Below are 10,747 nucleotides of genomic sequence, written 5' to 3'. Positions count from 1 at the left end.
CGGGCGCTGGCACGCGTGTGCGGGCACGACCGCGTGCCCGCAGCGAAATCCTGCCCGCTGGAGGAGGGATGCCGGTAGCCAACCGAACAGGTTCGTTCATGCTTGAACGCATTCGAACACATCTGTACGCTGAGGCGATCATGGACCAGCCCACCGATCCGCCGGCCTTCGGCCTCTCACGCCGCGAGCACATCCTCGACGAGCTGCGCCGCAGCGGGTCGGTGCGGGTCACCGACCTGGCGCGCGAGCTCGGCGTGTCGGAGCTCACGATCCGCCGCGACATCGGCCACCTGGCCGATCGCGGCCTGGTCACCCGCGTGCACGGCGGCGCGACGCTGCGCAGCCGCCTCGACACGAGCGTCCCGGCAGCGCCCGAGCGCGGCATCCGCTATCGCGTGGGCATGATCGTGCCCTCGCTCAGCTACTACTGGCCGCACGTCATCATCGGGGCCAGGGCGGCGGCGACCGAGCTCGGCGTGCAGCTGATCCTGCGCGGTGCGAGCTATTCGGTCGACGACCAGCGCCGGCAGATCGCATCGCTCGTCGAGTCCGGCAGCCTGCACGGGCTCATCGTCGCGCCCGAGACGCTCGGAGCCGACGGACGTGCCCTGCTGCACGGGCTCGAGGCCCTGCCGATCCCGGTGGTGCTCGCCGAGCGCCGCGTCCCGTCGGCCCTCGCGCTGACGAGCCTGGAGTGGGTCACGACCGATCACGTCTTCGGCGGGTCGCTGGCTGCCGCGCACCTGGCATCGCTCGGGCACCGGCGCGTCGGCATCCTCACCTCCGAAGGATCGCCGACGTCTTGGCAGCTGCGCCGCGGCTGGGACCGCGCCGTCGACGAGCTGGGGCTGGAGTGCCTGGTCGACGTCGATGCGACGCTCGACGCGCTGGACGGCATCGCCCGCGAGGAGCTCGTCTCGGACGTGCTGCGGCGGTGCCGCGACACATCGACCACCGCCCTGCTCATCCACAACGACCCGCAGGCCGTGCTGCTGGAGCAGCACGCCCTCGACCACGGCTGGGCGATCCCGGGCGACCTCGCGATCGTCGCCTACGACGACGAGGTGGCCGAGAGCGCCGAGCCGCCGATCACCGCGCTGCGCCCGCCCAAGCAGGACATCGGCCGGCTCGCCGTCGAGATGATGGTCGAGCGCCTGGCGCGCGGCGCACGACTCCCGGTGCGCCGGACCTACGTCCTGCCGGTGCTGCACACGCGGGAGTCGAGCGCTGCTTTTTTGCACGATTAGCCACTTAGTGCAAAACTGCATGATGTGACCGATAGTGCAGATGGACTGCGAGAACGCCGACGCGCCGAGACGACGCGCACGCTGATCCGCGCGGCCCGCCGCTTCACCGCCGAGCACGGCCTCGCGGGGTTCACCGTCGAGGAGCTCTGCGCCGAGGCCGACGTCTCACGGCGCACGTTCTTCAACTACTTCGCGTCGAAGGATGACGCCGTGCTCGGCATCCCGATCGAGCGCGCGGATGCCGCAGCAGTCGCCCGCTTCGTCGCGGGAGGCTCCGAGGGGCCTGGACTGTCGCCGAACCTGCTGACCGACCTCGCCGTCCTCGCCGAGGAGCGCTGGCGCGCCCTCGACATCGCGCCCGACACCGTGCAGGACCTCTTCCGCGCCGTCGAGAAGGAGCCTCGACTGCTCGCGCGCATGCTCGAACTCGGCGCCGAGGGCGAGCGCTACGACGCGCAGCTCATCGAGCAGCGCGAGGGTCTCGATGCCGGCGACCTGCGTGCCGAGGTGGCCGCGCAGATCGTGGGCGCCGTCGTGCGCTCGGCCGCGGGCGAGTTCCTCGCCGCCGGCGACTCCGACACCTTCATCGAGATCTTCGAGCGACGCATCGGCGCGGCCCGCGATCTCTTCAGCACGCAGACCGCATTGACAGGAAGACCCGAATGACCACCGCCACCCTCCCCACCGCCAAGCCCGGCGGGGATGCGCCGTTCCTGCTCACGCAGCGGCGCATCTGGATCATCTTCTCCGCGCTGATCGCGGGCATGCTGCTGTCGAGCCTCGACCAGACGATCGTGTCGACGGCCATGCCGACGATCGTCGGCGAGCTCGGCGGCGTCTCGCACCAGGTGTGGATCACGACCGCCTACATCCTCGCCACGACGATCGTGATGCCGATCTACGGCAAGTTCGGCGATGTGCTCGGCCGGCGCCGGCTGTTCATGGTCGCGATCGCGATCTTCACCCTCGCCTCGATCGGGTGCGCGTTCGCCACCGACTTCTGGATGTTCGTGGTGTTCCGCGCGATCCAGGGCCTCGGCGGCGGTGGGCTCATGATCCTTTCGCAGGCGATCATCGCCGACATCGTGCCGGCCGACCAGCGCGGCAAGTACCTCGGCCCGATCGGCGGCATCTTCGGCCTCGCGGCCGTCGCCGGCCCGCTCCTCGGCGGCTTCTTCGTCGACCACCTCACGTGGCAGTGGGCGTTCTACATCAACATCCCGGTGGGCATTGCGGCGTTCTTCGTGGCCGTCTTCGCGCTCAAGCTGCCGAACAAGAAGGCCGAGAAGCCCATCGACTGGCTGGGTGTGCTGTTCCTCTCGGCCGCGACCACGTGTCTCATCTTCTTCACGGACTTCGGCGGCTCGGCAGACTTCGGCTGGGACTCGGGTGCGACGTGGGCCTGGGGCGCCGGCCTCGTCGCCGCCGCGGGCCTGTTCATCTTCACCGAGTCGCGCGCGGCCGACCCGATCATGCCGCTCTCGATGTTCCGCAACCCGATCTTCATCAACGCGACCGCGATCGGCATGGCGATCGGCATCGGCATGTTCGCCGCGCTCGGCTTCGTGCCGACGTTCCTGCAGATGTCTTCGGGCACGTCGGCTGCGGCATCCGGTCTTCTGATGCTGCCGATGATGGTCGGCGTCATGGGCACCTCGATCGCGTCGGGCCTGCTCATCACCAAGACCGGCAAGTACAAGCTGTTCCCGATCGTCGGCACGGTCATCGTCGGCATCGCGATGATCCTCATGACGACGCTCACGGCGTCCACGCCGATCTGGCTGATCTGCGTGTACCTGTTCCTGTTCGGCGTGGGCCTCGGCTGCATCATGCAGGTCGTCGTGCTCGTCGTGCAGAACGCCGTGCCCGCGTCGGACCTCGGCACCGCCACCTCGACGAACAACTACTTCCGCGAGGTGGGCGCGGCCCTCGGCACCGCCGTGTTCGGCACGCTGTTCACGACCCGGCTCACCGAGAACCTGACGAAGGTGTTCACGGATGCCGGCGCCTCGGCCGAGCAGGCGGGTCAGGCGACCTCGACCATCGACCCGTCGGTGCTGAACGACCTTCCGGATGCCATCCGCACGGGTGTCGTGGACGCCTACGCCGACGCGCTCGCCCCGGTGTTCTGGTACCTCGTGCCGTTCATCGCCGCCGCGTTCGTGCTCGCCCTGTTCCTGAAGCAGATCCCACTGTCGGACGTCGCCGGCCTGGTCGCCCGCGGCGAGGCCATCGGCGGCGAGGAGGCCGAGCGCCTCGAGGCCGAGCAGCGCGCCGCCGAGGTGCCCGCCGGACGCCCGGGCCGCCGCTCGCGCGCCGGACGCAGCCTCGACTGAGACGATCGCCGGGTTGCGGAGCCGGTGCGTCGTTCCGCTCCGCGACTCGGCGGTCCCTCACTCGAGCGAGTGAATGGATGCCGCACGCCGGCCGGGAACAACCTCCGAGGCCGTGCGGCTCAGGCCCCGAAGCGCTGCTGCAGTCCCGCGTACGACACGGCACCGTCGAGGAATCCGAGCGTGCCGTGCTCGAGCAGCTCCTGCCCGGCCCGCTCCACGGCATGGAACGAGGCCCGGGCGATGCTGCCGCCGACACTCACCCGCGTGACTCCGAGCGAGAACAGGGTCTGCGCGTCGATGACGGGAGCCGTGAGCCCCGCGACCATGTTGACGGGTGCCGCGATCTCGTCGACGAGCCGGCGGATCGTGTCGGCGTCGCGCACGCCCGGCACGAAGATGCAGTCCGCCCCCGCCTCGACGTAGCGGCGGGCGCGCTCGACGGTCTCGGCGAACGGATCGTCGACCCCGCCGACGAAGAACGCGTCGGTGCGCACGTTCAGCACGAACGCGTCGGTGGATGCCGCCTCCCGCGCCGCCGAAAGGCGCGACGTGGCGGTCTCGATGTCGAACAGCCGGCCGTCGGCGGCATCCTCGATGTTGCCGCCGACGATGCCGAGCGCGACGGCACGGGCGACCGTCGCGCCGACCTCGTCCGGGGTGTCGCCGTAGCCTGCCTCGAGGTCGGCCGACACCGGCACGTCGACCGCCGCGACGATCTCGGCCACGCGGGCGAACATCCTGTCGGGGCTGAGCGCGCCGCCGTCCGGCACGCCGCACGACCACGCGATGCCGGCGCTGGTCGTGGCGATGGCCGCGAAGCCGACCTGTTCGAGGATGCGGGCGGTTCCGGCATCCCACGCGTTGGGGATGACGAACCCGGCCCCGGAGTGCAGCGCGCGCAGTGCGGCGGCACGATCGGTGTCGGTCACGCTCGGGATCGTACGCCGCCCCTCCGACGCCCGCATCGGATCGGTGTCACGCGTCGCCCGCGAGCCGCACCGTTGCGTCGCCCTCGACGAGGTCGCGGAACACGGCCCGCTCGTGCGGCGAGTCGTTGGGCTGATGCAGCGTGAGCAGCAGTCCGCCGTCGAGCGTGCGCGCGATCATGCCGTGCCCGCCGTCCGCGGCCCAGATCGGCTCGGCCTGCTGCGTCCACGGCCCGTTCACGCCACCACTGGACGACGTGGCGATGCCCATCGCGTAGCCGCTGGTGCCGAAGCTCGACCACAGCATGATGAGGCCGCCGTCGGCCAGCCGGTGCAGGAACGGCCCATCGGTGACGAAGGCCGACTCCTCGGGCGGCACCCGCGGATGCGGCACCCGGCGCGCCCACGGCGCGGACGAGGCGTGGAACAGGAGCTCCGGCTCCCCCGTCGCGGCACGCAGGTCGGGGGTCAGCCGCTGGGCGAGTATCTCGCCGTCCATGACCTGCACCCACTCGTGGCAGAACACGATCCACGGGTCGCCGGCATCGTCCACGAACAGCGTGCCGTCGAGGCACTCCCAGTCGCGCGGCGTCACCGGCCCGTCGCTCCACGGCGTGTACGGCCCCTCGGGTCGATCCGCCACCAGGATCTGCGTCCCGCGTGTCACACCCTCGGCCTTGAACGTCGCGAACATGAAGAACCGCCCCTGGAACCGATGCACCTCGGGCGCCCAGAAGTCACGGTCCGACCAGAATCCGACCGGCGGCCGGAAGGCCTCGATCGGCCCCTCCCAGCGCTCGAGGTCGGTGCTGCGGTAGCAGTCGAACCCGACTCCGGGAGGATGCCAGATGTCGGCGTCGGTCGACCCGAACAGGTAGTACGCGCGCTCTTCGGGCACGGTGAGCACGAACGGGTCACGGATCTGGATGTCGGCGAGGGTGAGGGTGCCGGCACTCATGCGTCGTCGTTCCCGCCGGCGAGCGACGCACGGTACTGCTCGGCGTAGGTGGGCGTGTCGGCGATGAGGTCGTCGGCGAAGGCCGCGACATCCTCGCCGACGAGTTCGCGCGCACTCTTGCCGTCGGCCGTGCCCTGCTCGAAGAAGTCGACGATGCCCGACAGCAGCGAGCCGTCGTCGAGGCCGACCGGCCCGACCTTGAAGTAGTACCTCTGGAGCTCGTCGTACACGACGCGGTAGTCCGGCGGCAGAGCCTTCACACGCGCGACGTGCGACCGCCACTGCTTCTTGCCCTCGATGATGTCTCGGATGCCCATGTCACTCTCCCAGCTGCGCGAGCTTGCGCGCGACGTTGCGGTTCAGCTGCCGGCGCCACTTGTCGCGGAAGTCGCCGGCGCCCTCTTCTCCGGCGAGGGCCGCGGCGAATGCGGCGACATCACCGCCGAGCACCTCCTCGACGCCCAGCCTCTCGGCGGCGGACTCTTCGAGCAGCCCGAGCGCGCCGTCCATGATCGGCGTGAGGTTGCGCCCCGTGAAGTCGCCGTACGGCATCATCCGCGTGACGAGCTCGCGCCACGCGGCGCGGTAGTCGTCAGGCAGCGCCTCGGCCCGGGCGTCGAACGCCTTCCAGTCCCGGGTCAGGTCGCTCCCGGTGATGGTCTCCCAGAAGTTCATCCTGCGCTCTCCTTCAGTGTGTCGATGCGGGCGGACACGTACTCCCATTTCGCCCAGAACGTGGCGAGCTCGGCGCGGCCGGCGTCGTTCAGCGCGTAGAACTTGCGCGGCGGACCTACGCCCGACGGCCGCTTGGTCACCTCGACCAGGCCGTTGCGCTCGAGCCGCATGAGGATCGTGTAGACCGTGCCCTCGATGACGTCCGCGAAACCGAGCTCGTTCAGCCGCCGCGTGATGGCATAGCCGTAGGCCTCTTCGCTGCCGATGATCTGCAGCACACAGCCCTCCAGCGTGCCCTTGAGCATCTCGGTCAGGTCTTCCATCGGCGTCTCATCCCCTCCAGTACTCGGTATCACCGAGTACCACTATACGGTAACACCGAGTAGTGCGGACGGCAAGCGGGGAGATGGACGCCGCGGCATCCGTACCTCCTCCACATGGGTTGGATCCGACGGTGGAATCGAAGTTCTCCACAGGTGGAAAACTCTGTGCGATCTGCGGATTCCATTGTCGGAACCCCTCGCCACAATGGATCCATGACAGACCTCGCCGACGCTCTCGCGGAGCTCGGCGATGCGCTGGCGCAGGTGACGGCGGCAGCGGGCGAAGGGCTGCGGTCCGCCTCGGATGCGGACGTGCTGGAGGCACTCGCCCAAGCGGGTCGGGTGCGGCGGCTGGCCGAGGCTGTCGTGGTCGAGGCCGTCGCGGCGATCGTCGGGTGTGACGAGCGTGCCCCTCACGCAGACAGGGTGACGACACGGTATGGATGCCGCAACCTCGGCGAACTCCTGCAGCGGGCGACCCGCGTGTCAGGGCGAACGGCGGGTGACGTGGTCGCGGCAGCCAAGGCGGTGCGCCGGCAGGTGGCACCGTCGACGGGAGAGACACTGCCACCGGAGTTCCCGAGCATGCGAGGGGTGCTGCTCACCGGAGATGCCGGCTTGGACGGTGTGGTGGCGGTGGCGTCCGTGTTCCGAGGGTGTCTGGTCGGACGGGAGTCGCTTCTGGCCGCGGATACAGAGCTCGCTGCGGCCGTGCGTGGTGATGCTGTCGGCCCGGTATCGGCGGATGAGTTGCGGGCGATGGCGCAGGTGTGGGCGGTGTTCCTCGACCCCGACGGGGCCGAGCCCGTGGAGGCACGGGCGATGCGCAGACGCGGGTTCACGATCGGGCGGCGCGGGGCGGACGGGCTGGTGCCGGTGCGCGGCGGCCTGCTGCCCGAGGTCGCAGCACAGCTGCAGCTGGGGCTCGACAGCGTGCTCAACCCGAAGGTCGACGGAGCGGGGATGCCCGGTCCGCGCTTCGACGAGGCCGGCAGCAGCGCTGATGCCGTGGACGGACCGTTCGAGGGGGCCGCCGACACGCGCACCGCGACGCAGAAGCGACACCACGCTCTGGCAACACTGTTGGCGGCCGCGGTGTCATCAGGGGAGCTTCCGATGCTCGGCGGTGCCGCCCCGACCCTCGTCGTTCAGGTGCGGGAAGAAGACCTCACGTCCGGGCGCGGGTACGCGCATCTGCCGGGGGCCGGCGAGCCGGTCTCGATCGGCGTCGCCCGCCAGGTCGCGTGCACCGGTGCGGTGCAGCGGGTCGTGCTCAGCGAGGGCGGGCGGATCGTTTCCCTCACGACGTTCGACCGGATCTTCACCCATCACCAGCGGCGGGCGATCACGCTCCGCGACGGCGGATGCCTGATCCCCGGATGTGACGTGCCGCCGCAGTGGTGCGAGATCCACCATGTTCAGGAGCATTCCGGGGGCGGGCCGACGCACACCGACAACGGCGTGCTGCTGTGCTGGTTCCACCACCGCACCATCGATACCGGCGGCTGGCAGATCCGCATGATCGACGGGGTTCCGCATGTGCGCGGCCCGTCCTGGTGGGACGCCGAGGCGCGATGGCGACCCGCCACCGGATCGCCGGTCAGGCGACGAGATCAGATCGCACTCCGGATCTGAGGCCCGGCGCGGCGCGCGTTCAGACGACCGATTCCGGCGAGCGGCACGGCGCCGTCACCTGCCCTGCTGCAGCGACACCGCGCCGTCACCCACCGAGGCCGCACCGGGCCCGGTGCCGTCACCCACCGAGGCCGCACCGGGCCCGGCGCCGTCACCCACCGGGCTGCAGCGCCCCGCGCGCCGACCCCCATCCCGCCATCACGTCGCGCACCTCGGCGTCGCGCTCCACGGCGAGCGCCGTCGCCAGCGATGCCTGGAGGATCTCGTCGATCGTCACCCGGCGCCCCTCCCGCGCGCTGAGCATCGCGGCCTCGACCATCGCGAGACTCAGGACGTTCTCGTGCACGCGCCCCATCGGCTCGGCGCCGGTGCGCAGGGCTGCGGTGAACTCCCGCAGCGACCCCGCAATGCCGTCGCCCGGCGCAACCGGAACCGCCGAGGCCCCCACCTCGCCGGACGGACGGTCGGCGCCGTCGGCGACGGCATCCACCGTCGAAGGATTGTCGCCGTCCCACAGCAGGGTGCCGCGTTCGGCCGAGAGCCGCCACGACCCGTTCCACGAGGTCTCGGCGCCGGGGCTGCACCAGCTGCCGGCGAACACGAACCGCGCGCCGCCCTCGAACTCGAACGCGGCAGTCGCGGCGGCGTCGCCGGAGTACCAGCTCCACGCCGGGTTGTACTCGTCGCACAGCACCGACACCGGGTCTGCCCTGAGCAGGAACCGCGCCATGTCGAACTGGTGGATCGCCATGTCCAGCAGCAGCGGGCTGGCCATCTCGTCGCGGAAGCCACCGAACCGGGGCGCCTTGAAGAAGTCGACCGAGAGGATGCCGGCACGCCCGAGCCGCTGCGCACTCGCACGCGCCGCGGAGAGCTGATCGTTGTACCGACGCGACTGGCTCACCATGAACAGCTGCCCGGTCAGCTCGGCGGCCGCAGCGAGCGACAGCGTCTCGGCGACGGTCGCGGCTGCGGGCTTCTCGCCGAGGACAGGGATGCCGGCACGCAGTGCCGCGAGGGTCACGGGGTGATGTGCGGCAGGCACCGTCACATCGACGATCGCGTGCGCGCCCGTCCGGCGCGCGAGCTCGACGGAGTCGGGGCCCGTCGGGAGCCCCGCTCGCCCGAGCTCGGCGGCCGCCTGGTCGGCCACGTCCACCGCCAGGTCGGCGATGCCCACGAGCTCGACCTCGCTGTCGTCGGCGATCGTCCGCAGCCAGGCGCGCCCCATCGGGCCCGCGCCGACGACGACGACCCGCACGCGCTCGACGCCGTTCGGCAGGACGGCGAACGTCATGCCTGACCCGCCTCGGCGGCGGCACGCGCCTCGGCGATCTCGGGCGCGGCATGCGCGTAGTCGGCTCCCCGGAAGAACTCGCCCGTCTCGTACCGCAGCAGCGTCGGCAGCGACCGCTCGGCGCGATCGCTGTACGCCCACTCCACCCCGTTCGCGATCACGCGCCGCACGTCGCGGTGATGATAGACGGGGTATTCCTGGTCGCCGGGGCTGAAGTAGAAGATGCGGCCGTGCCCGCGGCGGAACGTGCAGCCCGAGCGGAACACCTCGCCGCCGCTGAACGAGCTGATGAACACGAGCTCGTCGGGCGCGGGGATGTCGAAGAACTCGCCGTACATCTCCTGCGCCGGGATGTCGATCGGATGCGGCACGCCCTGCGCGATCGGATGCGTCGGGTCGACCGTCCACACGAGTTCGCGATCCTGTTCGGACCGCCACCGCAGCGTGCAGCTCGTGCCCATGAGCTTCACGAAGATCTTCGACCAGTGCCCCGAGTGCAGCACGATGAGTCCCATGCCCGACAGCACGTGCCGGTGCACCCGCTCGACGACCTCGTCGCTCACCTCGCCGTGAGCCGCATGCCCCCACCACGTCAGCACGTCGGTCTGGGCGAGCACCTCCTCGGTGAGGCCGTGCTCGGGATCGTCGAGGGTCGCCGTCCGCACGACGGCATGCTCCCCGAGGTTCTCGCGGATCCCCTCCGCGATCGTGGCGTGCATGCCGTCCGGGTAGATCCGGGCGACGCTCTCATCGTGCTGCTCGTGGCGGTTCTCGCCCCACACGGTGACTCTGATGGGTCTGGTCATGCCGCGATTCTTCCGTCACGGCACGCCGGTGCGGGCGAGGCGCGGCGCTATTTCGCGGGGGCGACGACAAATGGATGCCGGCGGCCACGGCCGCCGGCATCCATTCGGTTCTTGCGCTGGGCGTTACGCGGTCTGCTCCACGGCAACCTCGTTCGTGATCACCGGACGCAGCGGCATGAGCGCACCGGCGACCTGGCTGATCGCGTCGGCGTCGACACCGGCCTCGGCGAGCGCGGACGCGGCGTGGCCGATGACCCGGTCGAAGTCCTCACCCGAGATGCCGCGGCCGGCGTGCGCGACGCCGAGGTCCTTGCCCTTGTAGCCGTCGGGGCCGCCCGCGGCGGCCGCCAGGAACAGCGCCATGTGACGCTTCTGGTCGACCATGCGGGTCTCGGTGAAGTACGGCGCGAGGGTCTCGTCGCCGAGGATGCGCGTGTACAGGCCGTCGACGACGGCGGCGATGCCGGCGCCCTCGCCGAGTCGCTGATACAGGGTCGCTTCGGTGGTGTCGGTCATGTGCGTGCTCCGATCGTGAAGGTGGGAG

General features: G+C 70.6%; 12 protein-coding genes. 4 read left to right on the top strand and 8 right to left on the bottom strand.

Going from position 1 to position 10,747, the window contains the following annotated elements; translation table 11 throughout:
- The first annotated feature begins 140 nt into the window (after positions 1 to 140).
- Genes ABEA46_RS12075 through ABEA46_RS12065 form a run of 3 tightly spaced genes read left to right on the top strand, consistent with a single transcriptional unit; the run spans position 141 to position 3,583 of the window.
- Positions 141 to 1,247 (top strand): substrate-binding domain-containing protein, encoded by a 1,107-nt coding sequence (locus ABEA46_RS12075; RefSeq protein WP_345544789.1) that lies wholly within the window; start codon positions 141 to 143, stop codon positions 1,245 to 1,247.
- Between the two features lie 24 nt (positions 1,248 to 1,271).
- Complete coding sequence (locus ABEA46_RS12070; RefSeq protein ID WP_345544788.1) at positions 1,272 to 1,913, top strand: TetR/AcrR family transcriptional regulator; 642 nt, start codon at positions 1,272 to 1,274, stop codon at positions 1,911 to 1,913.
- A complete protein-coding gene (locus tag ABEA46_RS12065) occupies positions 1,910 to 3,583 on the top strand; it encodes an MDR family MFS transporter (RefSeq protein WP_345544787.1) in 1,674 nt (557 codons plus the stop codon). The genes ABEA46_RS12070 and ABEA46_RS12065 overlap by 4 nt, the downstream gene beginning before the upstream one ends.
- A gap of 119 nt (positions 3,584 to 3,702) precedes the next feature.
- Here ABEA46_RS12065 and ABEA46_RS12060 read toward each other — a convergent pair whose 3' ends face one another.
- The 5 genes from ABEA46_RS12060 to ABEA46_RS12040 are packed head-to-tail and all read right to left on the bottom strand — an operon-like array spanning position 3,703 to position 6,465.
- Positions 3,703 to 4,512 (bottom strand): isocitrate lyase/PEP mutase family protein, encoded by an 810-nt coding sequence (locus tag ABEA46_RS12060; RefSeq protein ID WP_345544786.1) that lies wholly within the window; start codon positions 4,510 to 4,512, stop codon positions 3,703 to 3,705.
- Between the two features lie 46 nt (positions 4,513 to 4,558).
- A complete protein-coding gene (locus ABEA46_RS12055) occupies positions 4,559 to 5,467 on the bottom strand; it encodes a glycoside hydrolase family 43 protein (RefSeq protein WP_345544785.1) in 909 nt (302 codons plus the stop codon).
- The gene (locus tag ABEA46_RS12050; protein ID WP_345544784.1) at positions 5,464 to 5,784 is read right to left on the bottom strand and encodes a DUF1048 domain-containing protein; all 321 of its coding nucleotides are present in this window, start codon (positions 5,782 to 5,784) and stop codon (positions 5,464 to 5,466) included. Before ABEA46_RS12050 ends, ABEA46_RS12055 begins: the two co-directional genes overlap by 4 nt.
- A gap of 1 nt (position 5,785) precedes the next feature.
- Entirely contained in the window at positions 5,786 to 6,142 is a 357-nt protein-coding gene (locus ABEA46_RS12045; RefSeq protein WP_345544783.1) for a DUF1048 domain-containing protein, read from the bottom strand.
- A complete protein-coding gene (locus ABEA46_RS12040) occupies positions 6,139 to 6,465 on the bottom strand; it encodes a PadR family transcriptional regulator (RefSeq protein WP_345544782.1) in 327 nt (108 codons plus the stop codon). The genes ABEA46_RS12045 and ABEA46_RS12040 overlap by 4 nt, the downstream gene beginning before the upstream one ends.
- 213 nt (positions 6,466 to 6,678) lie before the next feature.
- Here ABEA46_RS12040 and ABEA46_RS12035 point away from each other — a divergent pair, with 213 nt between their 5' ends.
- Entirely contained in the window at positions 6,679 to 8,100 is a 1,422-nt protein-coding gene (locus ABEA46_RS12035) for an HNH endonuclease signature motif containing protein (RefSeq protein ID WP_345544781.1), read from the top strand.
- Positions 8,101 to 8,251: 151 nt separating this feature from the next.
- Here the strand turns inward: ABEA46_RS12035 and ABEA46_RS12030 are convergent, their stop codons facing one another.
- The 3 genes from ABEA46_RS12030 to ABEA46_RS12020 all read right to left on the bottom strand — a co-directional run bounded on the left by ABEA46_RS12030 (position 8,252) and on the right by ABEA46_RS12020 (position 10,719).
- Positions 8,252 to 9,397, bottom strand: coding sequence for a Gfo/Idh/MocA family protein (locus ABEA46_RS12030; protein ID WP_345544780.1), 1,146 nt, complete (start codon positions 9,395 to 9,397; stop codon positions 8,252 to 8,254).
- Positions 9,394 to 10,203 (bottom strand): ThuA domain-containing protein, encoded by an 810-nt coding sequence (locus ABEA46_RS12025; protein WP_345544779.1) that lies wholly within the window; start codon positions 10,201 to 10,203, stop codon positions 9,394 to 9,396. The genes ABEA46_RS12030 and ABEA46_RS12025 overlap by 4 nt, the downstream gene beginning before the upstream one ends.
- A gap of 123 nt (positions 10,204 to 10,326) precedes the next feature.
- Positions 10,327 to 10,719 (bottom strand): group I truncated hemoglobin, encoded by a 393-nt coding sequence (locus tag ABEA46_RS12020; protein ID WP_345544778.1) that lies wholly within the window; start codon positions 10,717 to 10,719, stop codon positions 10,327 to 10,329.
- Positions 10,720 to 10,747: the final 28 nt, after the last annotated feature.

It is taken from the genome of Microbacterium jejuense (assembly GCF_039544225.1).
Lineage (GTDB): Bacteria > Actinomycetota > Actinomycetes > Actinomycetales > Microbacteriaceae > Microbacterium > Microbacterium jejuense.
Note: the sequence above shows the minus strand (reverse complement) of the source record. Positions and strands in the feature narration are given on the sequence as shown.